Consider the following 25,428-nt stretch of genomic DNA (forward strand, 5'->3'; position numbering starts at 1 on the left):
CGGTTCAAATTACCCCTCCCCCTGTTTCTGGTGGTCCAGCGTGGCGGTCTTGAGCACTTCGACGCACAGGTCTTCGTAGGAGATGCCGGCCGCGCGCGCGGACATGGGCACCAGCGAGTGGCCCGTCATGCCGGGCGAGGTGTTGATTTCCAGCAGGTAGGGCTTGCGCGTGGCCTTGTCGATCATCACGTCGGCGCGCGCCCAGCCGCGGCAGTTGAGGATGCGGAAGGCGTCCAGCACCAGCTGCTGGATGACGGCTTCTTCGCCTTCGGGAAGCCCGCAGGGCACCAGGTATTGCGTGGTGTCGGTGAAGTATTTGTTCTGGTAGTCGTAGTTGCCGTCGGGCGCGACGATACGGATCACCGGAAGCGCGTGCGCGCCGGCGCCGGTTCCCAGCACCGGGCAGGTCACCTCGTCGCCGCTGATGAACTGCTCGCAGAGCACGTCGGCATCGAGCTTTTCAGCCTGTGCCACCGCCTCGGCCATGCCCTCCCGGCTGGTGACCTTGGTGAGGCCAATGGAAGAACCCTCGCGCGCGGGCTTGACGATCAGCGGCAGGCCCAGCGCGTCGGGCACGGCGGCGATGTCGGCCGCGCCGTAGGCGCCGCGGCGCAGCAAACGGTACTGGGGCGTCGGCAGCCCCTCGGAGATCATCACGCGTTTGGTCATGACCTTGTCGATGGCCATGCTGGAAGCCATGACGCCAGAGCCGGTGTAGGGAATGCCCAGCAGCTCCAGCGCGCCCTGCACCGTGCCGTCTTCGCCGAAGCGGCCGTGCAGCGCGATGAAGCAGCGCGCAAAGCCGTCTTTCCTGAGCTGGGAAAGGTCGCGCTCGGCCGGGTCGAAGGCATGGGCATCCACACCGCGCGAGCGCAGGGCCTTGAGCACGCCGCTGCCCGACATCAGCGAGACTTCGCGCTCGGCCGACATGCCGCCCATCAGGACGGCGACCTTGCCGAATTGGGAGATGTTTTCGTTCTGCTTCATGCCGGGGCTCCTGCGGTCTTGGGGTGTCCTACCTGTTCCAGCATCTCGACCACCCGGGCGGGCACCTGGCCTATGGAGCCGGCACCCATGCACATCACGACGTCGCCGCCCAATGCGTTGTCCACAATTGCCTGCGGCATGGCCTCGATCTCGTCGACGAAGACGGGTTCGAGCTTGCCGGCCACGCGCAGCGCGCGCGCCAGCGAACGGCCGTCGGCAGCCACGATGGGCGGCTCGCCCGCGGCGTAGACCTCGGACAGCAGCACGGCATCAGCCTGGCCTATGACCTTGACGAAATCCTCAAAGCAGTCGCGTGTGCGGGTGTAGCGGTGCGGCTGGAAGGCCAGTACCAGGCGCCGGCCCGGAAAGGCGCCACGCGCGGCGGCCAGCGTCGCGGCCATCTCGACCGGGTGGTGGCCGTAGTCCTCGATCAGGGTGAAATGCCCGCCATCCTTGGCCGGCATGTCGCCATAGCTCTGGAAACGCCGGCCCACGCCGCGGAAATCGGCCAGGGCTTTTTGCACCGCGGCGTCGGGCACGTTGAGTTCGACCGCGATGGCAATCGCCGACAGGGCGTTGAGCACGTTGTGCTCGCCGGCCAGGTTGAGCACCACTTCCAGGTCGGGCAGGGTGACGCCGTTGCGCCGCTGCGCCGTGAAATGCATTTGCGCGCCCACCGGCCGCACGTTGACGGCGCGCACCTGCGCGTCCTCGCCGAAACCGTAGCTGGTGATGGGGCAGGAGACCTGCGGCACGATGTCGCGCACGGCCGGATCGTCGGTGCACAGGATCGCCGTGCCGTAAAACGGCATGCGGTGCAGGAAGTCGACAAAGGCCTTCTTGAGGTTGCCGAAATCATGGCCGTAGGTTTCCATGTGGTCGGCGTCGATGTTGGTGACGACGGCCATCACGGGCAGCAGGTTCAGGAAGGAAGCGTCGGACTCGTCGGCCTCGACCACGATGTAGTCGCCCGAGCCGAGCTTGGCATTGGCGCCCGCGCTGTTCAGCCGGCCGCCGATCACGAAGGTCGGGTCCAGGCCGCCTTCGGCCAGCACGCTGGCCACCAGGCTGGTGGTAGTGGTCTTGCCGTGCGTCCCGGCGATGGCGATTCCCTGCTTGAGGCGCATCAGTTCGGCCAGCATCAGCGCGCGCGGCACCACGGGAATGCGTTTCTCCCGGGCGGCCAGCACCTCGGGGTTGTCGGCCTGCACCGCGGTGGAGGTCACCACCGCGTCGACTTTGGCCAGGTTGCCCGCCGCATGGCCGACAAAGGTCTTGATGCCGAGCTTTGCCAGGCGCTGCAGCGTGGCGCTGTCCGACAGGTCGGAACCCGAAATCGCGTAACCGAGGTTGTGCAGCACCTCGGCAATGCCGGACATGCCGGCGCCACCCAGGCCGATGAAATGGATATTTTTTATAGCGTGTTTCATGTCGCCAGCTCCTCGCAGGCGGCCACCACGCGTGCGGTGGCATCGGTTTTTTGCATGGTCTTGGCCTGCAGGGCGCGCTCCAGCAGGGTGTAGCGCGTGGTGGTTTTCAGAATGTTGGCCAGCTTCTCAGCGCTGAGATCGCGCTGCTGGATCAACCAGCCGCCGCCCTGGTCCACCAGGAATTTCGCATTGCTGGTCTGGTGGTCGTCGACGGCGGCCGGGAAAGGCACGAAGATCGCCGCGGCGCCGACCGCCGCGATCTCAGTCACGGTGCTGGCGCCGGCGCGGCAGATGATGAGGTCGGCATCGGCAAAGGCCTGCGCGGTGTCTTCAATAAAGGGCGTGAGTTCGGCCTGCACGCCGGCGGCCGCATAGTTGGCGCGCAGCGCGTCGATCTGCTGGGCGCCGCTCTGGTGCCTGACCTGCGGGCGCTCGCCGGCGGGAATCAGCGCCAGCGCCTTGGGCACGATGTCATTGAGCCCACGCGCGCCCAGGCTGCCGCCCACCACCAGCAGCTTGAGCGGCCCGCCGCGGTCGGCAAACCGCTCAACCGGGCCGGGCTGGCGCGTGAAGGCCGGGCGCAGCGGATTGCCTATCCATTCGCCTTTGCGGAACACGTCGGGGAAGGCGGTGAAGACACGGTCGGCCACACCGGCCAGCACCTTGTTGACCATACCCGCGACAGAGTTCTGCTCATGCAGCACCAGCGGCTTGCCCAGCAGCACGCTCATCATGCCGGCCGGAAAGCTGATGTAGCCGCCCAGGCCGACGACCACGTCGGGCTTGACGCGGCGCACCACCTGGATGCTTTGCCAGAAGGCCTTGAGCAGGCGCAATGGCAGGAACACCAGCGTGGCCGGGCCCTTGCCGCGCACGCCGGAAAAATCGATGTGCTCGAAAGCGAAGCCGCGCGGCGGTACCAGCTGGCTTTCCATGCTGGGACGGCTCGCGCTGCCCAGGCCGCCCAGCCAGTGCACACGCCAGCCGCGCTCGCGCAGGGCCTCGGCCACGGCCAGGCCCGGGAAGATGTGGCCGCCGGTTCCACCAGCCATGACCAGGGCGCAGTGCTGCTTGCTCATGCGCGCCCTCCCCGCATGAGCGATCGATTCTCGTAATCAATCCTCAGCACAACCGCCAGCGAAATCAAATTCATCAAAATCGCCGAGCCGCCATAACTCATCAGCGGCAAGGTCAGCCCCTTGGTCGGCAAGGCGCCCAGGTTCACGCCGATGTTGATGAAGGTCTGGAAACCTATCCAGATGCCCACGCCCTGAGCGACCAGGCCGGCGAAGAGGCGGTCCAGCGCGATGGACTGGCGGCCAATGTGCATGATGCGGCGCGTCATCCACATGAAGAGGCCGATCACGGTCAGCACTCCAGCCAAGCCAAACTCCTCACCGATCACGGCCATCAGGAAGTCGGTGTGCGCCTCAGGCAGCCAGTGCAGTTTTTCGATGCTGCCGCCCAGGCCAACGCCGAAGATCTCGCCGCGGCCGAAGGCGATCAGCGAGTGCGAAAGCTGGTAGCCCTTGCCCATGGAATATTTGTCGCTCCAGGGATCCAGGTAGGCAAAAATCCGCTCGCGCCGCCATTCGCTGAGCATCACCATCAGGCTGAAGGCGACCACCACCACGGCCGCGATGACGAAGAACATGCGCGCATTGACGCCGCCCAGGAAAAGTATGCCCATGGCGATAACGGAGATCACCATGAAAGCGCCCATGTCGGGCTCTGCCAGCAGCAGCAGGCCGACGATGGCGATAGCGACCGCCATGGGCATCACGGCGCGGAAGAAGCGCTCCTTGACTTCCATCTTGCGCACCATGTAGTCGGCCGCGTACAGCAGCACCGCGAACTTCGCGAGTTCCGAGGGCTGGAAGTTCATGATGCCTATGGAAATCCAGCGGCGGGCGCCGTTGACGCCTTTGCCGATGAAGGGCACCAGCACCAGGATCAGCAGCAGCAGTGAAATGACGAACAGCCAGGGCGCGAGCTTTTCCCAGGTCGCAAGCGGCACCTGGAAGGCCAGCACGGCGACGATGAAGGCGACGACCAGCGACAGTACGTGGCGCGTCACAAAATGGGTGTGGGCATAACGCGCGAACTTGGGGTTGTCGGGCATGGCCACGGAGGCCGAATACACCATGACCAGGCCCCACATCAGCAAGGCCACCGTGACCCAGAGCAGCGCCTGGTCAAACCCGGCCATGCGCACGGGCGGCGCCGCCAGCGTGCGCGACAGGCTCTGCCCGCCCAGGCGGACAGGCAGCACATCGGCCGCGGCCTTGCCGAAGCCGGAGAACCAGCCTGAAAGACGCGCGGCAACCGTCACAGCACCTCCCCCTGGTCGCGGGCCAAGGCCTGCACCGCTTCGCAAAAGACGCGGGCGCGGTGCTCGTAGTTGTCGAACATGTCGAAGCTGGCGCAGGCCGGTGACATCAGCACGGCGTCGCCGGTCTGGGCCTGCTGCGCCGCCAGGGTGACGGCCTCTTCCATGGAGGCGGCGTCAAACATCGGGATATTGCGCGGCAGGACCTCTTTGATGAGGGGCGCGTCGCGCCCTATCAGCACCACGGCCCGCACATGGCGCAGCACGGGATCGGCCAGCGGCGAAAAATCCTGCCCTTTACCTTCGCCGCCCAGGATCAGCACCAGCTTGCGCTCCAGGCCCAGGCCCGTGAGCGCCGCCACGGTGGCGCCCACGTTGGTGCCCTTGCTGTCGTCGAAGTACTCGACGTCCTTGACGACGGCCACCGACTCCACGCGGTGCGGCTCGCCGCGGTATTCGCGCAGGCCGTGCAGCATGGGCGCCAGGGTGCAGCCCGCGGCCACGGCCAGGCCCAGCGCCGCCAGGGCGTTGGTGGCGTTGTGGCGCCCGCGTATGCGCAAGGCCTCGATAGGCATCAGGCGCTGCACGTGCAGCTCCACTTCTTCGTCCTTGCGGCGCTTGATGGTTTCGTCGGCCTCGGCCGCGCGCACCAGCCAGGTCATGCCGTTGACGGTCTCAATGCCGTAGTCGCCGGGGCGCTGCGGCTCGCCGGCGCCGAAGGTGGCGTGGGGACGCAGTTGCGGCGGCTTCAGGCGCACCTTGACGGGCGGCGGCAGCATGGCCATCACGCGCGCGTCGTCGCGGTTGAGCAGCATGAAGGTGCCGGCGCCGAACACCCTGGCCTTGGCCGCGGTGTAGGCGTCCATGTCGCCGTGCCAGTCAAGGTGGTCCTGCGTGATGTTGAGCACCACGGCGGCGGTCGGTTCGAAGCCCTGCACGTCGGCCAGCTGGAAGCTGGACAGTTCCAGTACCCAGACCTGCGGCAGGGTTTGCGCATCCATGTGGGCCGACAGCGTGTCCAGCAGTGTCGGGCCTATGTTGCCGGCCACCGCCACGGTTTTGCCCGCGCGCTGCACCAGCTGGCCCAGCAGCGAGGTCACCGTGGTCTTGCCGTTGGTGCCCGTGATGGCCAGCACTGCCGGCCGGTAGCCTGGCTCGGGTTCGGCCTGGGCCAGCGCCAGCAAGGCGGGCAGCGCCGATTCTTCACTGCCTTCGTCGGACACAGGCGCGGTGTCCGGGACGACCGCTGCGGCTGCTTCGTGAATATCGCCGGAGGCATGGGCCGCCAGGGCGGCTTCGCCTTCAGGTGCATCAGACACATCGGAAGCATCAGGAACCACAACGCTTTCATCAACCGTATCGGTGTCGTCAGGCGCATCAGAGGCATCAAGTGCACCGGGCAAAGCCGTCTCGCTCGGCGCCTCGGGGGATGCAGTCGCTTCGGCGAGTGCCTCGCCCGCTTCGGCAGCCGGCGGCTCGCGCAAATCCGCCAAAGCCCGCGCAAACAGGTCCAGCTCACCGCCTACAGGCAAGCCCATGGCACGCGCCGCATCGGCCACGGGGGCGATGGTGGCCGGCGCCAGGCCGGGCGAACGGTAGACGGCGCGCACGGCCGTGCCTTGCACCAGCTCCGGCGTGAACGCACCGCCGACAAAGGTGACGCCCGGCAGTTCCTCGCGCAGCGTGGCGAGCAGGGGCGGTGCTTCGCGCGTGTCGGCAACCGTCACATGCGCTCCATGGCGGGCGCACCAGCGCGCCATGGCCAGGCCGGACGCGCCCAGGCCCAGGATCAACACGGTTTGGTCTTGTAAATGCCGCATGCCTGTTTACCTGAGCTTCAAGGTGGAGAGGCCGACGAGGCACAGCAGCATGGTGATGATCCAGAAACGGACGACCACCTGCGTTTCTTTCCAGCCGCTTTTCTCGAAGTGATGGTGCAGCGGCGCCATCTTGAGGATGCGGCGGCCTTCGCCATAGCGCTTCTTGGTGTACTTGAACCAGGTCACCTGCATCATCACGGAAAGCGCTTCGACCACGAAGATGCCGCCCATGATGGCCAGCACGATTTCCTGGCGCACGATGACGGCGATGGTGCCCAGCGCGGCGCCCAGCGCCAGCGCGCCCACGTCGCCCATGAAGACCTGGGCCGGGTGTGTGTTGAACCACAGGAAGGCCAGGCCAGCGCCGGCCATGGCCGAGCAGAAGATCAGCAGTTCGCCCGAGCCGGGGATGTGCGGGAAAAGCAGGTACTTGGAATAGACCGAGCTGCCGGTGACATAAGCGAAGACGCCCAGCGCGGAGCCCACCATGACCACCGGCATGATGGCCAGGCCGTCCAGGCCGTCGGTCAGGTTGACGGCATTGCTGGAGCCGACGATCACGAGGTAGGTCAGGATCACAAACCCGAAAACACCCAGCGGGTAGCTGACCTCCTTGACGAAAGGCACCAGCAGGCCGGCCTTGGGCGGCAGGTTCACGTCAAAGCCCGACTGCACCCAGCTGAAGAACAGCTCGAGCACGCGCAGGTTGGAGCTCTCGGAAATGCTGAACACCAGGTACAGCGCCGCGACCAGGCCGATGAGGGACTGCCAGAGGTATTTCTCGCGCGAGCGCATGCCTTCCGGGTCCTTGAGCACCACTTTTCGCCAGTCGTCGGCCCAGCCGATGGCGCCGAAGCCCAGCGTGACGATGAGGACGATCCAGACAAAGCGGTTGGACAGGTCGAACCACAGCAGCGTGGAGATGCCGATGGCCAGCAGGATCAGCACACCGCCCATGGTGGGCGTGCCACTCTTGCTCAAGTGCGTCTGCATGGCGTATTGACGGATGGGCTGGCCGATCTTGAGCGAGATGAGCCGCCGGATCACAAAGGGCCCGGCCAGCAGGCCGATCAGCAGCGCGGTGAGCGCGGCCATGACGGCGCGGAAGGTCAGGTACTGGAACACCCTGAAGAACCCGAACTCGGGGGAAAGTGACTGGAGCCACTGGGCCAGACTAAGCAGCATGGGGCTCTTCCTTATGGTTTTGCTTGTGTTGAGCTTGATCTTGATCTTGTGCATGGGCCGTGATGGCCTGGACCACACGTTCCATCTTCATGAAGCGGGAACCTTTGACCAGCACGCTGCCGGTGTGGGGCAGCTCCGCCAGCACGGCGGCGGCGAGTTCGTCCATGCCGCCGAAAATTTGCGCGCCGCCGAAACCGGCCGCGGCCTGCCTGGACTGCTCGCCCAGCGTGAAAAGTTTTTCAATGCCCAGCGCGCGCGCATGGCGCCCGGCCTCGTCGTGGAACTGCGGCCCTTGGTCGCCGACCTCGCCCATGTCACCCATCACCATCAGGCGCGGGCCGGGCAGTTCGGCGAGGACCTCCAGCGCGGCGCGCATGGAATCGGGGTTGGCGTTGTAGCTGTCGTCGACCAGCGTCAACACCCGGCCCGGCAAGGCCACGGCGATGGCGCGGGAGCGGCCCTTGACCGGCACAAAACCCGAGAGGCCCGCGGAAATAGCGGCCAGGGGCACACCCGCCGCCAGCGCGCAGGCGGCGGCGGCCAGGGCGTTCTTGACGTTGTGCCGGCCGGCGATGTGCAGCGAGAAATCGGTGCTGCCCGCCGGGGTGGATGCGGCCACCTTCCAGCAGCCACCCTCCCATTGCGCGGTGCCGGTGACGTCGGCGGCACCCGAGAGCGCGAAGGTCAGCACCTTGCGCTTGCCGACCAGCTCGCGCCACAGCGGGGTGTAGTCGTCGTCGGCCGGAAAGACCGCCGTGCCGGCCGCATCCAGCGACGCGAACACCGAGCCGTTTTCGCACGCCACCGCTTCCACCGTGGCCATGAATTCGAGGTGCTCGCGCTGCGCGTTGTTGACCAGCGCGACGGTGGGCATTGTGAGTTCGGCCAGGTAGGCGATCTCGCCGGGGTGGTTCATGCCGAGTTCGACCACACCCACTTCATGCGCGGCCGACAGGCGCAGCAGCGTGAGCGGCACGCCGATGTCGTTGTTGAGGTTGCCTTCGGTGGCAAAGGCCTTGTCGGCCTTCCAGGCATGCAAAATCGAGGCGATCATCTGCGTGACGGTGGTTTTTCCGTTGCTGCCCGTGACCGCCACCAGCGGCAGGCGGAACTGCGAACGCCAGCCTGCCGCCAGCCGCCCCAGCGCCAGGCGCGTGTCGGCCACTTCCAGCCCCGGCAGGCCGGCTTGCGCCAGCCCGTGGTGAGCAATCGCCGCGACCGCGCCTTGCGCCTTGGCTTGCGCGAGGAAATCGTGAGCGTCGAAACGCTCGCCCTTGAGCGCCACGAACAGGTCGCCGGCCTGCAGGCTGCGCGTGTCGGTGTTGACGCGCAGGGCCTGCACGCCGCCGTCACCCACGAGGCGGGCGTCGGGCAGCCAATCGAGGGCTTGTTGCAGGCGCATCATGATTGCGCTCCTTGCCGGGGTGCGGCCAAGGCATCGAGCGCCGCCTGCGCATGTTCGCGGTCGGAGAAGGGAAGCTTGGCGCCGCCCACTTCTTGGAAACTCTCGTGGCCTTTGCCGGCCAGCAACACCACGTCTTCGGGACCGGCCAGGCTCAGGGCGTGCGTGATGGCGGCAGCCCTGTCCGCCTGCACGTGCACGGCATCGCGGTGGCTCAGGCCCAGCAACACCTGGCAAATGATGGCCAGCGGGTTTTCGCTGCGCGGGTTGTCGCTGGTGACCACCACCTGGTCGGCGTTCTTTTCAGCGACTGCCGCCATCAATGGGCGCTTGGTCGCATCGCGGTCACCGCCGCAACCGAACACGCACCATAGCTGGCCGCCGCGGTGCGCCGCGGCCGGCCGCAGGGCGAGCAGCACTTTCTCGAGGGCATCGGGCGTGTGGGCGTAATCGATGACCACCAGCGGCCGGCCCGGCACGGCCAGGGTCTCGGTGCGGCCGGGCACGGGCAGCAGGCCGGTGCAGGCCTTCACCGCATCGGCCAACGGCACACCCATGGCACGCAGGGCCCCCAGCACGCCGAGGAGGTTGGACACGTTGTACTGGCCCACCAGCCGGGCGGCCAGCGTGTGGCTTTCGGCGCCCTCGGCCACTTCAAAACTCAGCGCATCGGTGCCGTGTTCGATGTTGCGCGCCTGCAGGCGCGCCGGTTCCACGCAGGAGACGGTCCAGACATCCAGGCCGCTGCCGGCAAGGGAGTCCTTGAGTTCGGCGCCTTTGGCGTCGTCGATGTTGATGACCGCCGCCTTCAGCCCCGGCCAGCCGAACAGCGCGGCCTTGGCCTCCCAGTAGGCCTGCATCGACGCGTGGTAGTCGAGATGGTCCTGCGTGAAATTGGTGAAAATGGCGACCTCGATGGCGGTCGCGTCCAGGCGGTGCTCGACCACGCCGATGGAGGAGGCTTCCAGTGCGCAGGCGACAAAGCCCTCGTCGGCGAAGCGCCGCAGCTCCTGCTGCAGCAGCACCGGGTCGGGCGTGGTCAGGCCGTTAGAGACCATGGCGCCCGGCTCGCCAATGCCCAGCGTGCCGATGAGGCCGCATTTGCGCCCCAGCCGGCCCAGGGCCTGCGCCAGCCACCAGGCTGTCGAGGTTTTGCCGTTGGTGCCGGTGACGGCGGAAATCCGCAATTGCCGGCTCGGTTCCTTGAAATAGACGGCGGCGATGGGGCCGGTCGCAGCCTTGAGGCCGGCGTATTCGGCGACTTTGCCGTCCTCAAAAGCATAGGCGGCCGCGCCTTCCTGTTCGACCAGGCAGGCCGTGGCGCCCGCATCCAGGGCGCCGCCCACAAACTTGCGCCCATCGGTCGCGGCGCCGGGCCAGGCGATAAAGCCATCGCCCGGGGCCAGCCTGCGGCTATCCGTGCGCAGGCTGCCGCTCACGCGTTCGCGCAACCAGCCGGCCGCTTGTTCAGGGGTATGGAGCTGCGTGCTCAAAACGACTCCTCCACGGCCTGGGTGGTGATCTGCGGTTTGACGCTCATGTCGGGCTGCACGCCCATCATGCGCAGCGTCTGCTGCACGACCTCGCTGAAAACAGGCGCGGCGGCCACGCCGCCGAAGTAGTTGCCGTCGCCGGGCTCGTCGATCATCACGCCGACGATGATGCGCGGAGCCTCGATGGGCGCCATGCCCGTAAACCAGGCGCGGTATTTGTTGGTGGCGTACCCTTTTCCGACCTGCTTGTGCGCCGTGCCGGACTTGCCGCCCACCGAATAGCCCACGGTTTGCGCCAGCGGGCCCGTACCGCCGGGAGCGGCGGCCATCTGCAGCATGCGGCGGACGGCATGCGCGTTCTCCGCGGAAAAAACCTTGACGCCCACGGCAGGTTCGCTGCTTTTGAGCATGGTGACGGGAATGATCTGGCCGTCGTGCGCGAAGGCGGTGTAGGAGTGCGCCATCTGGAACAGCGAGGCCGACAGCCCGTAGCCATAGGCCATCGTCGCCTGCTCGACGGGGCGCCAGGTTTTCCAGGGCCGCACACGCCCCGTGACGGCGCCGGGAAACTGTATCTGCGGTTTTTGCCCGTAGCCCAGCGCCATGTAGGTGTCCCACATTTCCTGCGCGCTCATCTTTTGCGCGATCTTCAGCGCGCCGACGTTGCTGGACTTCTGGATCACGCCTTCCACCGTCAGCGTGCCGTAGTTGTGGGTGTCGCTGATGGTAAAGCCGCCGATGCTGTAGCGGCCGGGCCCGGTTTCAATGATGGTCTGCGGCTTGATGCGCCCGGCTTCGAGCGCCATGGCGACCGTGATCGGTTTCATCGTGGAGCCGGGCTCGAAGGTATCGGTGAGGGCGCGGTTGCGCAACTGCTCGCCGGTCAGGTTTTTCCGCCTGTCGGGCACGTAGCTGGGATAGTTCGCCAGCGCCAGCACCTCGCCGGTGGTGGAATCCAGCACGACGACGCTGCCGGCCTTGGCCTTGCGCGCGATGACCGCGTCGCGCAGCTTCTGGTAGGCGAAAAACTGCACCTTGCTGTCTATGCTCAGCTGGATGTCCTTGCCTTCGACGGGCGGCATCTGCTCGCCGACATCCTCGACGACACGGCCCAGGCGGTCCTTGATAACGCGGCGCGAACCGGCCTTGCCCGCCAGGTCCTTGTTGAAGGCCAGCTCAATGCCCTCCTGGCCGCGGTCCTCGACGTTGGTGAAGCCGACCACGTGGGCCACGGTTTCGCCTTCGGGGTATTGGCGCTTGTATTCCTTGCGCTGGTAAATACCCTTGATGCCCATGGCGTGGATTCTTTTCGCCACCGGCTCGTCGACCTGGCGCTTGAGCCAGACAAAAGTCTTGTCCTCGTCACCCAGTTTCTTGCTGAGCTCGGCCAGCGGCATTTCCAGCAGCAAGGCCAGTTCGGCCAGTTGTGGCTTGCTGGCTTCGACGTCTTCGGGAATGGCCCAGATGCTGGAGGCCGGCACGCTGGACGCGAGGATCAGGCCGTTGCGGTCCAGGATGCGGCCGCGGTTGGCGGGCAGCTCAAGCGTGCGGGCAAAGCGCACCTCGCCCTGGCGCTGGAAAAATTCATTGCCGAAAATCTGGATATAGGCCGCCCGGCCGGCCAGCCCCGCAAAGGCCAGCGCGATGCCGGCCACGATGAATTTGCTGCGCCAGACAGGTGTCTTGCTAGCCAGCAGGGGGCTGGACGAATAAAGAACGCTGCGGCTCATGGCCTGGCGCCTTCAGCCGCGGAAGCCGGTGCGGCCGGGGCGTCCTTGTGAGTCACGTACTGCGTGATGGCGGGCGTCACCGTACGCATCTGCAGCTTTTCCTTGGCCAGCTTCTCGACCTTCAGGGGCGTGGCCTGCGCGCGCTTTTCCACCTGCAGGCGCTCGTTGTCCATTTCGATTTTGCGCGCCTCGGCCGTCGCCTTCTCAAGCTCGACATAGAGGCGGCGCGACTCGTACTGGGTGCGCACGAGGTAAAGCGCGCTGGCCAGCACAGCAAGAAGCAGCACGAGGTTCAAGCGCGCCATGACTGAGCTCCGGCATTCATGCGGCCACCTCTGTGCGTTCGGCAACGCGCATCACGGCGCTGCGCGAGCGCGGATTGCCGTCGACTTCCTCTTCGCTGGGTTTGGTGCGGCCGAGAGCCTTGAGCTGCATGGCCTTGGGTTCGGCAAAAGGGGCGCGGCGGTCGAACACCTCGCGCGAATGCGCGGCGATGAACTGCTTGACGATGCGGTCTTCGAGCGAATGAAAACTGATCACCACCAGACGGCCTCCCGGTTGGAGAACTTTCAGTGACGCGGCTAGCGCCTGTTGCAGCTCTTCAAGCTCGGCGTTGATGAAAATCCGAAGAGCCTGAAATGTGCGCGTTGCAGGGTCCTTGCCCGGCTCGCGGGTTTTGACCGCGCCAGCCACGACTTCGGCCAGCTCAGCGGTGGTTCGAAGAGGGCCCCGTTCCTGTCGGCGACGATCAATCGCCTTTGCAATCTGTTGAGCAAACCGTTCTTCGCCATATTCACGAATCACCTCCGCCATGGTTTCTATGGATGCATCCACCAGCCACTCGGCCACGCTCTGGCCACGCGTGGTGTCCATGCGCATGTCGAGCGGCCCCTCCTGCCGAAACGAAAAACCGCGCACCGGGTTGTCGATCTGCGGCGAGCTCACGCCGAGGTCCATCAGCACGCCGGCCGCGCTGGCGGCGGGCAGCTGGCCCAGGTGCATAAAACCCTCGTGGCGGATCGAAAAGCGCGGGTCGGTGATGGTCTGCGCCTCGGCGATGGCGTCGAGGTCTTTGTCGAAGGCGGTGAGCCGCCCCTGGGGCGAGAGCCGCGACAGCAACAGCCGCGAGTGCCCGCCGCGCCCGAAGGTCGCGTCGACGTAGTGGCCGTCCGGGTTGACAAGAAGCGCCTCTATGGCTTCGTTCAACAGGACGGTGCGGTGTATCCATGTGCCGTTCACCGTCTTCTTTCAGAACGAAAAGTCTCTGAAGACATCGGGCATCTCGCCCTTCATCTGTTCGGCTTCCTGGGCCGCGTAGGTGGCGGCATCCCAAAGTTCGAAGTAGCTGCCCATGCCGAGCAGCACCGTGTCCTTGCCGATGCCCGCCGCCGCGCGCAGTTCGGGCGACACCAGCACGCGGCCGGTGGCATCCATGTCGACGTCCATGGCGTTGCCGAGAAAAATGCGTTTCCACCACTGTGCCTGCATCGGCAGGGAGGCGATGCGGTCACGGAATTTTTCCCACTCGTTGCGAGGGAAAATCATGAGGCAGCCGTGCGGGTGTTTGGTGATGGTGAGCTGGCCGGAAGCAGTGGCGCTCAGCACGTCACGATGCCGGGTCGGCACGGAGAGCCGACCTTTGGTATCGAGAGCTAACGATGAGGCGCCTTGAAACACTGCTAAAAACCTTTAGAGAACACTTTTCACCACTAAATTGCACTTCCTCCCACTTTAGCAGGAAACCATTTGCAAACAAGGGATTTGAAACAAATTTTTTCAATGAAATCAAGGACTTAGAAGCGTCTGTGGATGCAAAAGGGAAAATCAAAAAGCGTTCTAAATTAAGCACTTAGACGATGCAATGAAAGTATTGCTTTAAGGCAACAGTGCTCGGCCGGTGAAGGCAAGGTGAAAAGCGGGACTATTTCCCTCTTCTCACATTGGCGCCGCGAGCATGACGGCGAGGTTCGCTATAGAAACCATAGCGACCAAGCCAGTTTGCACAGGGAACAACAGCATGCACACGCGCCAGATGGCGGGCGCGAGCGGCGCGCCACGGGCGGCGGTGCACCCGGTGGCCGATGAAATGAGGGAGGTAAAAACCGATTGAAAATGGCCCCGTTGCGCAGGGCCAAAGTGGGCACGGTCCGCGTCAGTCGACGCGCACCATGACCCTGGCGTGCTCGGTGATGCCGATCACATTGAAGAAGGCGGCCACGAGGCGGTTGACGTCGGAGAACTGCACCGCGCGGTTCTCGGCTTCGCGGGCCGACACCCAGTTGAGCAGCGTCCCCGCAGCGGAAAAATCCACGCGGATCAGCTTGGAGCAGGAGATCAGCATCATGTCGGCGCCCATCAGCTTGGCTTCGAGCTTGTCGAGCACGGCGATCGCATCGCCCTGCACCTGGCCGGACAGTTCCACCGACAACAGGTTGCTCATCTGCGAGCTCGGCGCATCCATCTGGGTGTCGCCTTCGATGGAGCTGAGACTGGAGGACATCGAGTCGCGGTAGACATCGCCGATGATGGCCTGGCCGCTCATAACGCCGCCCTGGGCGTCTATGGGCTTGTATTCACAGCGCGCGCTGTCCCAGGCCGGAGGGGAAACTTCATAGGTGACGCAGAAATCGAGCGCCGCCAGCTCAAAGTCGTCGGGGCGGTGCGTGACGCGCAGCGCCTCCATGCGCAAAAGCCACCAGTTCTGGGCCGTGTCGCGGCTGCCCGAGGGCGTGGCGTCCTGCAATACCTTCTGCAGCTGCGCATCGCCCATGAAACGCAGCTGGACGGGCTGGGCGGCCCAGCCGCTGAAAACCTTGTACAGCGGCTCCACCGCGGCGGCCTCAATGGACTTGATGTTTTTCCAGTCCAGCCGCCACGGCATCGGGGCCTTGGCCATGGCCGCCTTGAGCGCGGCCACCGTCTGTATACCCAGCACCGAGGGGCATACCCAGTCGGCCGCGGGCCCGTTGGCAGCTTTGCCGCTTGCAGGCTCACTGAGTTTTTTCACCATGTCGGGCATGGAGAACCACTGCGGCGCCGACCGGTCAAAGCGCTCGACGAACTGGATCGCGGCGGTTTCAAACTTGTCCTGCTGGGCCGTGGCGCGATACAGGTCGAACAGCGTCAGCCAGGTGTCCGCATGGCCGGTGCGCGAACCGTTCGGGGCGAGGATTTCCAGCAGGCCGGCTTCGGCACCGGCATCGTCGCCGTTGGCAAAGCGAATGGCCGCTTCTTCGAGTTCGGCGTCATGCTCGACCCCTTCGTCTACATCGACGGCGCTGAATTTGGAATGCGAAAAGCCGGAACTGCCGCCTTCGTCGCTGCGGCTGATGCCTGCCAGCCCGCCCGGCAAGCCCACCGGCGCCGGAGCGGGCGGTTTGATCGCCGGAGCGGGCGGTTTGGCCGGCGGCGCGCCGCCSGCGCGCGCCTCCGCGCGGGGGATGGCTCAGGCCCGCCGGGGCCGTGGCCCTGTAGGCCGTCGGCAATGCGTTGTCCAGCAGGGGCGCCTGGACCGAGGGATTCCTGGCGCCCGTAGGCGAGGCATGCGGTGGCGTGCTGTCGGGGATACCGCCATTCTTGGTTTTCCACCACTGCATGGACATCTGCGCTTCGATCTCGTCGATCTTCTTGAGCGTGGTGGCCCTGTCGTCGGGCTTGGACGGCATGCTGCTCTGGAAGAACGAAGGCCGCCCGCCCGGATCCTGGCCGACGCCGACCATGGCTTCGCGCTTGCGCATCTTACGCAGCATGTCGAATTCGCGCTTGCGCACGAAGTCGTTCTGCCGCTTGCGCTCTATCATTTCCTTGAGCAACTGCTTGCTCATGGCTTCGTCCCGGTCCGTGGGGGCCGCGTCCAGGTCGGCCCAGTTCGTGGCCGGATTCCGGACGAACTTCACCATCTTGGACAGCAGGCCTGAAGCGGTATCTTCTTTGGACATGGGAGGACGACTAAAAATACGTCAATCGGCAGCCTGGCGTCAATCGCCAAACATCTTTTGCTTGAGTTCGCGGCGCTGCTGGGCTTCCAGGGACAGGTTGGCCGTGGGGCGGGCGATCAGCCGGCCCACGCCGATGGGCTCGCCGGTTTCGTCGCAGTAGCCGTAGTCGCCGGAGTCGATGCGGGCGATCGACTGCTCGATTTTCTTGAGCAGCTTGCGCTCGCGGTCGCGGGTGCGCAATTCAAGGGCGTGCTCTTCCTCGATGGTGGCGCGGTCCGCGGGGTCGGGCACCACGACGGTGTCCTCGCGCAGGTGCTCGGTGGTTTCGCCGGCGCTGTTGTGGATGTCCTGCTTGAGCACCGACAGCTTGTGGCGGAAGAAGGCCAGCTGCTTTTCATTCATGTACTCGGAGTCGGGCATGGCCTTGACTTCGTCGTCTGTGAGCTGCTCGGCGGATTTGGTCTTCCAGTTGTTGGCGAGCTTGGGGTCTTTTTTGGCCGCCGCCTGGGGTGGCGGCGCGATCACGCGTTCGGTCATTGTGGAGTAACTGGCTTTGGCTGCGTCGGGCGCATGGGTTGGCACCATGGGTGCGGGAGGGGGTGACTGGGTGGCGACCCGGGCGGAACTGCGCCGGCCGGGTTTCAGGGGAGGCGGGGCGGCGAGCCCAGCCCTCACGGGAGCCGCGGCCGGAGCCGGCGCAACGGCGGCCACAGGCGGCACCGGCTTGGCGACGGGTTTTGCGGCGGGAGGTTTGACGGCGGGTTTTGGAGGGGATTTGAGCACTGGCTTGACGGGTTTGGCGACGGCCTTGGCCTTGGAAGGCACAGGCTTGGCAGCGGTTTTCTTGACGGCTGCGGCAGGTTTTTTCGAGGGTGCCGCCTTGGGCACCGGCTTCGCAACCTTTTTCGCGGCGGGTTTGGGCGCCGGCTTGGCTTTGGCCACGGGCTTGGCAACTTTTTTCACGGCCTTGGCGGCTGCCTTGGGCGCCGTCTTGGCTTTCACGGCTGTCTTGGCGGCCGGTTTGGCTGCAGCCTTGGCGGGCGTTTTGGTCTTCTTCGCTGGGGCTTTCACAATGTGTCTCCTCTGGAAAGCAGCCTTGGAACGGCCCGGGGGCCTCTGCGGCGGCTTCCTGGCCAGACTGCCGCAGTGCGATAGTCCAACCCTAGCTGTTGCCAGATTTCCTGGTTTGTCCGCCGCCCGCCAGTCCTGAGAACCGCTAAAACGCGATCCTCAACCCGCTTTTTAGCTGGTTTTGTGCCTGACTGGCCTCCCGATCCGGTTTTCCGGGTATTTTGGTCGGCGCGCGATTGTAGCGGCTCGCCAGCGCCCTGTGACACCCAAAAAACAAATCGTTGGAGAATCGAGACAAACATGAAGCCCTCCGCCTTTTATAGGCTACAGGCGGACAGCCTACCTCAAACCAGGCACTGCTCCAGGCCCTGCAGAAAAATATCTTTGGGCAGGTCGATGCCGATGAACACCATCTTGCTGTTTTTCTTCTCGCCCTCGGCCCAGGCGGGCCCCAGGTCGCTGCCCATGAGCTGGTGCACGCCCTGGAAAATCACCTTGCGGTCGGTGCCGTCCATGTTCAGCACGCCCTTGTAGCGCAGCATGCGCGGGCCGTAGATGTTGACTACCGCGCCCAGGAAATCCTCGAGCTTGGCCGGGCTGAAGGGCTTGTCGGAGCGGAAGACGAAGCTCTTGACGTCGTCGTCATGGTGGTGATGGTGACCGTGGCCCTCATGCCCGTCCTTGGCGTCGTGGGCGTGAGACGGGTGGTCGCAATGTTCGCCGTGCTCATGGTCATGGTCGTGGTCATGGCCGGCGTGTTCGTCTTCCTTGAGGAAATCGGGGTCGATGTCCAGCTTGGCGTTGAGGTTGAAGCCGCGCAGGTCGAACACGTCCTTGATCGCCACCTCGCCGAAATGCACGGCCTTCTGCGGGGCGCGCGGATTCATGTGCTTGAGCCGGTGCATCAGCGCATCGACCTCGTCCTTGGCCACCAGGTCCGACTTGCTGATGAAGATCTGGTCGGCGAAACCGACCTGGCGGCGCGCCTCCTGCCGGTCATTGAGCTGGCCGGCCGCGTGCTTGGCGTCCACCAGGGTCAGGATGGAGTCCAGCAGGTATTGCTCGGCGATTTCCTCGTCCATGAAAAAGGTCTGCGCCACCGGGCCGGGGTCGGCCAGGCCGGTGGTTTCGATCACTACCCGGTCGAAGTCGAGCAGGCCCTTGCGTTTTTTGGCGGCCAGCAACTGCAGCGTTTCACGCAGGTCTTCGCGGATCGAGCAGCAGATGCAGCCGTTGTTCATCTGGATGATGTTTTCCGTGGTGTCGTTGACCAGGATGTCGTTGTCGATGTTTTCCTCGCCGAATTCATTCTCGATGACGGCGATCTTCTGCCCATGCGCCTCGGTCAGCACGCGCTTGAGCAGCGTGGTCTTGCCGGAGCCCAGAAAGCCGGTGAGGATGGTGACGGGGATCAAGCTCATGATGTCTACCTAAAAACGAAGGGTTACGGGGATGCGGGCGGGCCGCGAGAACCCAAGCTGGGGAGTTTAGCGGCGGGTTCAAGCCCCAAGCGGGGCCCGGGCGAATACCACCTCGGCCAACAGTTACTTTACAGAGGCTGTCAAGCCCCCCGGGCTATACGCTCTTAGCCGCCCACCCGCTTTACCAGCACCAACCCTTTGAGGTATTCGCCCTCCGGGAAGGCCACCGTCATGGGGTGGTCGGGGGCGCCGCCCATGCGTTCGGAGATAAAGGCGTCCACACCCGCGTCTGTGCCGGCCGAAGCCACAATCTTGTGGAACAGGTCGGCGCTGATGCCGCCCGAGCACGAATAGGTGAACAGCACGCCCCCGGTTGAAAGGATGGACAGCGCCAGGCGGTTGATGTCCTTGTAGGCCCGGGCGGCGCGCTCGGCGTGCGTCACGGTCGGCGCGAATTTGGGCGGGTCCAGCACGATGGCGTCGAAGGTCCGGCCCTCCTTCTGGTACTGGCGCAGCGAGGCGTTCACGTCGGCGTCGAGCAGGGTGGTGCGGCCGGCGTCAAAGCCGTTGAGCGCCACGTTGGCGCGGGCCCGTTCAATCGCCGGGGCCGACGAGTCGATGGACGTGACGTGCCCGGCGCCGCCGGCCAGCGCGGCCACAGTGAAGCCGCCGGTGTAGCAGTAGCAATTGAGCACGCTTCCGAAGCCCAGGCGGCGCGTGTAGGCCGCAAACTTCTGCCGGCTGTCGCGCTGGTCCAGGTAAAAGCCGGTTTTGTGGCCTTCGGCGATGTCCAGGCTGAGCTTCCAGTCGTGTTCGGTGATGGTGATGCCGGTCTCGCCGGAACCCTTCAGCCATCCGGTGACCTCGGGCAGGCCTTCCAGCGCCCGCGAACTCGCATCGGAGCGCTCATAGAGACGGGTCAACCCGGTCTGGGCCAGCAGGGCTTCGACGATCACGCTTTTCCACTTTTCCGCGCCGCAGCTGGAAAACTGGGCGACCAGGGTGTCGCCATAGCGGTCAACCACCAGGCCAGGCAGTCCGTCGGATTCGCCGTGGATCAGGCGCCGGCCGTCGCTCTGGATATCAAACAGCTCCCGGGCCTTCAGGGCCTGGGCAATGCGATCCGCGAAAAAAGCCGCGTCGATGCGCTGGGCCTCGTCAAAACTCCAGACCCGTGCCCGGATTTTGGAAGCAGGGCTGAAAGCCGCCCAGCCGAGGAACTGGCCGGCATGACCTTCCACCCGCACGGTTTCGCCGGCATCGCCGCCGCCCTTGGCGATGGCGCCGTCAAAAATCCAGGGGTGGCGCCGCAGCAAGGAGCGCTCCTTGCCATCCCGCAATCGAATAATTTTCATGGCGCTATTGTCGCGGCAGGGCGCACCGGCCCCAGCCCTTCCCCAGTGAACCGCAAAACAACGCCCGCCTTTGTCCCATAAACAGGGACTGTAATTTTCGCGAAAGTTTGCGACAATCGCAGGTTAATGATTTTTAAGTACTTTTCCGTGCAGTTGAAGAAACACACGCCAATTGCAGGCAATGTGATTCGCAGAGGCACGGCTGTACGGACCCTGTTGCTGGGCCTGGCGATGAGCCTGCTGATGGGCTCGCTGCTGGCGCTGACCAGCCTCGATGCCCGCTCGCGCACGGTGCTGGACCTCGACGCCCAGATACAACCGGTGGCGCTGCAGGACTGGGGCGACTACTGGATAGACACCACCGGCAAGTTCACCCCCGAGCAGGTCGCCGCCTCGCCCGACATTCCCTGGAAGCCGACGCACGCCGACGCGATCTATCCGGTCACCAGCGGTTATTCGATGTGGGTGCGCTTCAACGTGCCACCCGCACCCGATAACGAACGCTGGTACCTCGAGGTCCCCTACCCGTCCATAGACCGGGCGTCGCTGTACACGCTGGACGGCGCCGGCCAGTGGAGCGAGCAGCGAGCCGGCGACCTGGTGGCGGTCAATAAATGGCCGGTGCCGCACCGCCATCCGCTGCTGCCCATCGCACTGTCGGCCGAGGTTCCCTCCAACTACCTGCTGCGCCTGGAAAACGGCCACCCCTTCAGCGCGCCGCTGCAGTTCATCAGCGAGGGGCGGCTCAGCTACTCCGAACAGCGCGTCTCGCTGATCCTGGGCATTTTCTTCGGCCTGACCGGCCTGGCCGCGCTGATCTCTGCGCTGGGCGCCGTGTCGCTGCGCGACTCCGCTTATGGCTTTTACGCCCTGTGCGTGACCTTGCTGGGGTTGACCCAGGCCACCGTCACCGGCATCGCCGGCCTGCACCTGTGGCCCGCCTGGCCGGGCTGGAGCGACGTCGCGACCTCGGTGCTGCCCATGCTGACGGCGGCGGCCACGCTGCTGTTCATTTCTGCGGCCGTGGCCCTGCCCGAACGCTCCATGCGCCTGCACTGGCTGATGGTCGGCCAGGCGGTGCTGGGCGCGCTCACGGCCGTACTGCTGGCATTGGTGCCCGCGGCCTCGCGCATGGATGTGTTCATTCCCATCATGCTGCTGCTGCAGTTCAGCGGCATGCTGGTCATGGGCTGGGCCTGGCGGCGGGGCGACCGCTTCGCACCCTGGCTGATGCTGGCCTATGTGCCCGTGCTGGTCGCCGCCGGCTGGACCCTGGCGCGCAACGCCGAACTGGTGCCCATCGGCTTCCTGACGCAGCATGGCATGCAGCTGGGCGTGGCGCTGCACCTGCCCATCGTCATGCTGGTGCTGATGCTGCGCAGCCAGCAGCGCCGCGAAAACATACGCCGCATCCAGGGCCTGGACCGGGTGGACCCGGCGACCGGCCTGATCAACGGCCACGTGTTCGCCGAACGCCTGATCCGCATGATCGCGCGCTCCGAACGGCTGCGTCACCAGAGCGCGGTGATGATCATCGACCTGGTCAATACCGAGCAGATCCAGCGTGACTTCGGGCGCAAAGCGGCCGACGAGCTGCCGCTGCGCGTGGCCGAGCGCCTGTTGTCCACCGCGCGCGAAATCGACAGCGCCGCACGACTGTCGGAGCGGCGCTTCGGCATGCTGGTGGAAGGCCCGTTCAACGCGGAAGACGCCGGCACGCTGGGGCCGCGCATCGTGGCGCGTTGCCTCATGCCCTACAAGGGCCTGCATGTAGATTGCGTGGCGCAGGTGCATGTGGCCTATGCGCTGGTGCCCCACCAGGGCTCCAATGCGCAGGGCCTGCTGACGCAGCTCGAAGAACGCCTGGCCGCCGCCTCCACCGACAGCAAGCGCGCGGTGTTCATGCTCGGGGAAGCGCAGCCCCTGCGGCCACCCCGGCGCGACCGGCCCAAGGCGGCCTGAGACGGTCCCGGCGCCTGCTCAGGCCTTGCCGGTCTTGGTCGCTTTCGGCGTGGCGGCTTGGTCGGTCACAAGCGGCGGCGCCACACCCATACCGGCCTTTGACACCGCGCGCGGATGCGCCGCGTCATACACCTTGGCCAGGTGCTGGAAGTCCAGCCGCGTGTAGACCTGCGTGGTCGTGATGTTGGCGTGGCCCAGCAATTCCTGCACGGCGCGCAGGTCGCCGCTGGACTGCAGCACGTGGCTGGCAAAGGAATGGCGCAGCATGTGCGGATGGACCGGCGTGGCCAGCCCGGCCTTCAATGAGCGCTGCTTCAGGCGCACGCGTATGTGCTGCGGCGTCAGGCGCGTGCCGCGCTCACTGACGAACAGGGCTTGGTCCTCGCGCGCCCAGGCGCCGCGCGCCGCGAGCCACTGCCGCAGCGACTGCAGCGCCGCAACCCCCACCGGCACGCTGCGCCGCTTGGAACCCTTGCCGAGCACATGGGCCTCGGCCGCATCGATGTCTATCCAGCCGCGCGCCTGGGCGCTGGCCTGCACGTCCAGCCCCACCAGCTCGCCGATGCGCAAGCCGCAGCCGTAGAGCAGCTCGGTGATGCACTGGTCGCGCAGCGCCAGCAAAGGGTCACCGTCGGTGACGTCGGCCTGGTAGGCGGCCAGTTGTACGGCCTCGTCCACGCTCAGGGCCTTGGGCAGGGGCTTGGCGGCCTTGGGCGCGCGCACGTCCTGCACCGGGTTGCCTTTGACCAGGCCCTCGCGGCCCAGCCAGGTGTAGAAGCCGCGCCAGCCCGAGAGGATGAGCGCGATGCCGCGGCCGCTGCGCCCCGCGCCGTGCATCTGCGCCACCCAGCGCCGCATGTGGATGTTCTGTACTTCGGTCAGCTGCACGCCAGCCTGCAGGGCGTTGGCCTCGAGTTTTTGCAGGTCCAGCGCATACAGCTCCACGGTGCGCAAGGCCAGGCGCTTTTCCACGCGCACGTGCTCGAGGTAGCGTTCGACCAGCGGGTGCGATGGCGGCACAGGCGCAGGCTCGGCGCCGCCGGTTTCAGGCGCGAGCGGGAACGTCTGCGCCATGGCCGTGGTGTTTACGCGGCCGCCACCTGCTGGGGCCGCAGGCGCGTCAGCGCCGCACTGGCGAGTTCGCCCAGGCGCTCGAGGAAGTCGGTGCCCATGCCGCTGTGGAAGCGCTCCGGATCGGGCGAGGCCAGCACCAGCAGGCCGGAAGCCTCCGCGCCCGGGGCAACGCGCAGCGGGATCATCGCCATCGACAGCGCCACGGCGGGTTCGGGCAGCCAGCCGGCGGCTTCAAAACCGGAGTTGACACCGCAATAGGGCGCGCCCAGCGAAGAGGCAAAGGCCTTGGCGTCCTCGCTCACGCCGGTGGCAAAACTTTCGTCGGAAAAAATGCCGTTCACGTCCCAGATCTTGATGGCCGCCTGGGGAATCAGGAACTCGGTGGTGATGCCCTCGACCACCGCGCCGGGCAGGTCGCGCGCCTGCGCGGCCTGCAGCAGCTTGCGCGTCCAGCGCTGCATCTTGTCGGCGATGCCCACGTTCTCCTGGCCATGGCGGATCATGTCGACCATGCGCGTCTCCAGGCCCTTGATTTTTTCGCGCAACATCAGCGCCTGGCGTTCCTGCAGGCTGACGGCGCGGTTGCCGTGGCCGCTGGACAGCTGCACCGAAGCCAGCAACTCGGCGTGGCGCTCGAAGAAGTCGGGCGTGTTGGCCAGGAAGTTGGCGATGTCGTCTTCGGTGATGGGATGTTCGGTTGGGTTCATGCTGGCATTGTCCTCAGTTTTGCGGCCCACGCAAAGGTCGCTGGTGGTTCGCGTTACATCCGCTTTGGCCGAAAGCGCTCAGATCGTGTCGGGAATCTCAATCTCGGACTCGAACACCGTGGTGGCCGGACCCGTCATCATGACGGGTGCATCGAGCTGCCCCGTCCATTCAATCGTGAGCTGGCCGCCGAGCGTCATCACGTCCACCCGCGTATCGAGCAGGCCCCAGCGTATGCCGGCCACCACCGCCGCGCAGGCGCCCGTGCCGCAGGCCAGGGTCTCGCCCACGCCGCGCTCATAGACACGCAGGCGTATCTGCCCGCGCGAGACCACCTGCATGAAGCCGGCGTTCACACGGCGCGGAAAGCGCGCATGGTTTTCGATCAGCGGACCAGTTTCCAGCACCGGCGCGGTATCGACGTCATTCACCAGTTGCACCGCATGCGGGTTGCCCATGGACAGCGCCGCAATGAAAGACGGTGCGGCCTGCCCTGCCAGCGCAAGCGGCCACTTCTCCCATGAACCCTCGGTGACGGGCGTGAGACCCGTCGCGTCAAACGGGACACGCACCGGCTCGAACACCGGCGCGCCCATGTCAACCGTCACGCGCCCATCGGCCTGCATGCGCGGCTCGATGATGCCGCTCAGGGTCTTGACCCTCACAACGTCCTTGCTCGTCAGCCCCTGCTCGCGCACAAAACGCACAAAACAGCGTGCGCCGTTGCCGCACTGTTCCACCTCGCCGCCGTCGGCGTTGTGGATCACGTATTCGAAATCAATGCCTTTTCCAGGCGACGGCCGCACCGTGAGGATCTGGTCGGCGCCCACGCCGAAGTGGCGGTCGGCGAGGAAACGGTATTGGGCGGTGGTCAGGCCCAAGGGGCCTCGGGTTTCGTCGAGCATGACGAAGTCGTTGCCGGCGCCTTGCATTTTGGTGAATCGGATTCGCATTGGGGGATTATCTGTGGTTCTGTTCGGCCGGGTCTTGCGCCGGCTGTCCGCGCTTCCTCTGTTCTCTTTGCTGAGGGTTGCTGGCCGGGAGTCGCCCGGCATGCGACTCACTTTTTTTGCTTCGCCAAAAAAAGTAAGCAAAAAAAGGCGACCCGCAGTCTGGGTCCCTACGCTTCGCTGCGGGCAACCTGCGGTGCTCGACTACGGCGGGGTCTCGCGCAAACTCGCTTCGCTCAAACAAGCGCGATCCCTGATCCGCCTACGTCTGCGCTCCTCGGCCCAGCCAGGACGGGGCAATCGGGAGCGGGGACAAATACAAACAAGGACTCGCCGTGGCGAGTCCTTGTTTCTTCAGGTATTCGTTATTGGTATTCGGCTGTTCGGTTTTCTTGTCCCCACCCCTTGTGGATGCGCCGAGGAGCGCAGGTTCAGGCGGATCAGGGATCGCGTTGTTTGAGCCGAAGGCGAGTTTAGCGAGACCCCGCCTGAACCGAGCACCGCAGGTTGCCCGTAGCGAAGCGCAGGGACGCAGCAACCAGGGTCGCCTTATCTTTTGCTTACTTTTCTTTTGGC

Annotated in this window: 21 protein-coding genes; 1 reads left to right on the forward strand and 20 read right to left on the reverse strand. The window is 65.5% G+C overall.

What is annotated here, in order from left to right:
• Nucleotides 1–9: 9 nt before the first annotated feature.
• The 17 genes from AC1D1F_RS19100 to AC1D1F_RS19180 all read right to left on the reverse strand — a co-directional run bounded on the left by AC1D1F_RS19100 (nucleotide 10) and on the right by AC1D1F_RS19180 (nucleotide 20,161).
• The gene (locus AC1D1F_RS19100) at nucleotides 10–987 is read right to left on the reverse strand and encodes a D-alanine--D-alanine ligase (protein WP_477676490.1); all 978 of its coding nucleotides are present in this window, start codon (nucleotides 985–987) and stop codon (nucleotides 10–12) included.
• Nucleotides 984–2,417 (reverse strand): UDP-N-acetylmuramate--L-alanine ligase, encoded by a 1,434-nt coding sequence (gene murC / locus AC1D1F_RS19105; RefSeq protein ID WP_477676491.1) that lies wholly within the window; start codon nucleotides 2,415–2,417, stop codon nucleotides 984–986. The genes AC1D1F_RS19100 and murC overlap by 4 nt, the downstream gene beginning before the upstream one ends.
• Nucleotides 2,414–3,496 (reverse strand): undecaprenyldiphospho-muramoylpentapeptide beta-N-acetylglucosaminyltransferase, encoded by a 1,083-nt coding sequence (murG, locus tag AC1D1F_RS19110; RefSeq protein ID WP_477676492.1) that lies wholly within the window; start codon nucleotides 3,494–3,496, stop codon nucleotides 2,414–2,416. Before murG ends, murC begins: the two co-directional genes overlap by 4 nt.
• Entirely contained in the window at nucleotides 3,493–4,749 is a 1,257-nt protein-coding gene (gene ftsW / locus AC1D1F_RS19115; RefSeq protein WP_477696000.1) for a putative lipid II flippase FtsW, read from the reverse strand. Before ftsW ends, murG begins: the two co-directional genes overlap by 4 nt.
• Entirely contained in the window at nucleotides 4,746–6,566 is a 1,821-nt protein-coding gene (gene murD, locus AC1D1F_RS19120; protein ID WP_477696001.1) for a UDP-N-acetylmuramoyl-L-alanine--D-glutamate ligase, read from the reverse strand. Before murD ends, ftsW begins: the two co-directional genes overlap by 4 nt.
• Before the next feature lie 6 nt (nucleotides 6,567–6,572).
• A complete protein-coding gene (mraY, locus tag AC1D1F_RS19125) occupies nucleotides 6,573–7,751 on the reverse strand; it encodes a phospho-N-acetylmuramoyl-pentapeptide-transferase (RefSeq protein WP_477676494.1) in 1,179 nt (392 codons plus the stop codon).
• Nucleotides 7,741–9,156, reverse strand: a complete 1,416-nt coding sequence (locus AC1D1F_RS19130; protein ID WP_477676495.1) for a UDP-N-acetylmuramoyl-tripeptide--D-alanyl-D-alanine ligase — start codon at nucleotides 9,154–9,156, stop codon at nucleotides 7,741–7,743. Before AC1D1F_RS19130 ends, mraY begins: the two co-directional genes overlap by 11 nt.
• On the reverse strand, nucleotides 9,153–10,646 hold the full coding sequence (locus tag AC1D1F_RS19135; RefSeq protein WP_477696003.1) for a UDP-N-acetylmuramoyl-L-alanyl-D-glutamate--2,6-diaminopimelate ligase: 1,494 nt from the start codon (nucleotides 10,644–10,646) through the stop codon (nucleotides 9,153–9,155). Before AC1D1F_RS19135 ends, AC1D1F_RS19130 begins: the two co-directional genes overlap by 4 nt.
• A complete protein-coding gene (locus AC1D1F_RS19140) occupies nucleotides 10,643–12,376 on the reverse strand; it encodes a peptidoglycan D,D-transpeptidase FtsI family protein (protein ID WP_477652976.1) in 1,734 nt (577 codons plus the stop codon). The genes AC1D1F_RS19135 and AC1D1F_RS19140 overlap by 4 nt, the downstream gene beginning before the upstream one ends.
• The gene (gene ftsL, locus AC1D1F_RS19145) at nucleotides 12,373–12,681 is read right to left on the reverse strand and encodes a cell division protein FtsL (RefSeq protein WP_477652975.1); all 309 of its coding nucleotides are present in this window, start codon (nucleotides 12,679–12,681) and stop codon (nucleotides 12,373–12,375) included. Before ftsL ends, AC1D1F_RS19140 begins: the two co-directional genes overlap by 4 nt.
• A 16-nt stretch (nucleotides 12,682–12,697) precedes the next feature.
• The gene (gene rsmH, locus AC1D1F_RS19150; RefSeq protein ID WP_477696004.1) at nucleotides 12,698–13,615 is read right to left on the reverse strand and encodes a 16S rRNA (cytosine(1402)-N(4))-methyltransferase RsmH; all 918 of its coding nucleotides are present in this window, start codon (nucleotides 13,613–13,615) and stop codon (nucleotides 12,698–12,700) included.
• Nucleotides 13,616–13,624: 9 nt separating this feature from the next.
• The gene (gene mraZ, locus AC1D1F_RS19155) at nucleotides 13,625–14,053 is read right to left on the reverse strand and encodes a division/cell wall cluster transcriptional repressor MraZ (RefSeq protein ID WP_477678277.1); all 429 of its coding nucleotides are present in this window, start codon (nucleotides 14,051–14,053) and stop codon (nucleotides 13,625–13,627) included.
• A 475-nt stretch (nucleotides 14,054–14,528) separates the two neighbouring features.
• Nucleotides 14,529–15,728 (reverse strand): STAS domain-containing protein, encoded by a 1,200-nt coding sequence (locus AC1D1F_RS19160; protein ID WP_477700799.1) that lies wholly within the window; start codon nucleotides 15,726–15,728, stop codon nucleotides 14,529–14,531.
• Complete coding sequence (locus AC1D1F_RS19165; RefSeq protein ID WP_477700800.1) at nucleotides 15,622–16,314, reverse strand: hypothetical protein; 693 nt, start codon at nucleotides 16,312–16,314, stop codon at nucleotides 15,622–15,624. The genes AC1D1F_RS19160 and AC1D1F_RS19165 overlap by 107 nt, the downstream gene beginning before the upstream one ends.
• A 39-nt stretch (nucleotides 16,315–16,353) precedes the next feature.
• Nucleotides 16,354–17,385 carry an RNA polymerase-binding protein DksA gene (gene dksA / locus AC1D1F_RS19170; RefSeq protein WP_477678274.1) on the reverse strand — a complete coding sequence of 344 codons (1,032 nt, stop codon included), beginning with the start codon at nucleotides 17,383–17,385 and terminating at the stop codon, nucleotides 16,354–16,356.
• A 344-nt stretch (nucleotides 17,386–17,729) separates the two neighbouring features.
• Nucleotides 17,730–18,806 carry a CobW family GTP-binding protein gene (locus tag AC1D1F_RS19175; RefSeq protein WP_477696007.1) on the reverse strand — a complete coding sequence of 359 codons (1,077 nt, stop codon included), beginning with the start codon at nucleotides 18,804–18,806 and terminating at the stop codon, nucleotides 17,730–17,732.
• Nucleotides 18,807–18,970: 164 nt separating this feature from the next.
• Complete coding sequence (locus tag AC1D1F_RS19180) at nucleotides 18,971–20,161, reverse strand: class I SAM-dependent rRNA methyltransferase (RefSeq protein ID WP_477678272.1); 1,191 nt, start codon at nucleotides 20,159–20,161, stop codon at nucleotides 18,971–18,973.
• Nucleotides 20,162–20,308: 147 nt separating this feature from the next.
• On the opposite strand from AC1D1F_RS19180, the gene AC1D1F_RS19185 reads away from it, so the two are divergent.
• The gene (locus AC1D1F_RS19185; RefSeq protein WP_477678271.1) at nucleotides 20,309–22,123 is read left to right on the forward strand and encodes a sensor domain-containing diguanylate cyclase; all 1,815 of its coding nucleotides are present in this window, start codon (nucleotides 20,309–20,311) and stop codon (nucleotides 22,121–22,123) included.
• Between the two features lie 18 nt (nucleotides 22,124–22,141).
• Here the strand turns inward: AC1D1F_RS19185 and AC1D1F_RS19190 are convergent, their stop codons facing one another.
• The 3 genes from AC1D1F_RS19190 to dapF all read right to left on the reverse strand — a co-directional run bounded on the left by AC1D1F_RS19190 (nucleotide 22,142) and on the right by dapF (nucleotide 24,855).
• The gene (locus AC1D1F_RS19190) at nucleotides 22,142–23,197 is read right to left on the reverse strand and encodes a tyrosine recombinase XerC (RefSeq protein WP_477678270.1); all 1,056 of its coding nucleotides are present in this window, start codon (nucleotides 23,195–23,197) and stop codon (nucleotides 22,142–22,144) included.
• A gap of 11 nt (nucleotides 23,198–23,208) precedes the next feature.
• On the reverse strand, nucleotides 23,209–23,904 hold the full coding sequence (locus AC1D1F_RS19195; RefSeq protein WP_477678269.1) for a DUF484 family protein: 696 nt from the start codon (nucleotides 23,902–23,904) through the stop codon (nucleotides 23,209–23,211).
• 78 nt (nucleotides 23,905–23,982) lie between these two features.
• On the reverse strand, nucleotides 23,983–24,855 hold the full coding sequence (dapF, locus tag AC1D1F_RS19200; protein WP_477678268.1) for a diaminopimelate epimerase: 873 nt from the start codon (nucleotides 24,853–24,855) through the stop codon (nucleotides 23,983–23,985).
• Between the last annotated feature and the right edge of the window lie 573 nt (nucleotides 24,856–25,428).

It is taken from the genome of Polaromonas sp. P1_H6 (assembly GCF_056405195.1).

What these genes read in the sequence shown, in the direction of transcription:
- AC1D1F_RS19130 (WP_477676495.1), bottom strand. Translation starts at nt 9,156, where the DNA reads ATGATGCGCCTGCAACAAGCCCTCGATTGGCTGCCCGACGCCCGCCTC.
- mraY (WP_477676494.1), bottom strand. Translation starts at nt 7,751, where the DNA reads ATGCTGCTTAGTCTGGCCCAGTGGCTCCAGTCACTTTCCCCCGAGTTC.
- ftsL (WP_477652975.1), bottom strand. Translation starts at nt 12,681, where the DNA reads ATGGCGCGCTTGAACCTCGTGCTGCTTCTTGCTGTGCTGGCCAGCGCG.
- murC (WP_477676491.1), bottom strand. Translation starts at nt 2,417, where the DNA reads ATGAAACACGCTATAAAAAATATCCATTTCATCGGCCTGGGTGGCGCC.
- AC1D1F_RS19195 (WP_477678269.1), bottom strand. Translation starts at nt 23,904, where the DNA reads ATGAACCCAACCGAACATCCCATCACCGAAGACGACATCGCCAACTTC.
- AC1D1F_RS19140 (WP_477652976.1), bottom strand. Translation starts at nt 12,376, where the DNA reads ATGAGCCGCAGCGTTCTTTATTCGTCCAGCCCCCTGCTGGCTAGCAAG.
- murG (WP_477676492.1), bottom strand. Translation starts at nt 3,496, where the DNA reads ATGAGCAAGCAGCACTGCGCCCTGGTCATGGCTGGTGGAACCGGCGGC.
- murD (WP_477696001.1), bottom strand. Translation starts at nt 6,566, where the DNA reads ATGCGGCATTTACAAGACCAAACCGTGTTGATCCTGGGCCTGGGCGCG.
- AC1D1F_RS19100 (WP_477676490.1), bottom strand. Translation starts at nt 987, where the DNA reads ATGAAGCAGAACGAAAACATCTCCCAATTCGGCAAGGTCGCCGTCCTG.
- AC1D1F_RS19180 (WP_477678272.1), bottom strand. Translation starts at nt 20,161, where the DNA reads ATGAAAATTATTCGATTGCGGGATGGCAAGGAGCGCTCCTTGCTGCGG.
- AC1D1F_RS19175 (WP_477696007.1), bottom strand. Translation starts at nt 18,806, where the DNA reads ATGAGCTTGATCCCCGTCACCATCCTCACCGGCTTTCTGGGCTCCGGC.
- dapF (WP_477678268.1), bottom strand. Translation starts at nt 24,855, where the DNA reads ATGCGAATCCGATTCACCAAAATGCAAGGCGCCGGCAACGACTTCGTC.
- AC1D1F_RS19190 (WP_477678270.1), bottom strand. Translation starts at nt 23,197, where the DNA reads ATGGCGCAGACGTTCCCGCTCGCGCCTGAAACCGGCGGCGCCGAGCCT.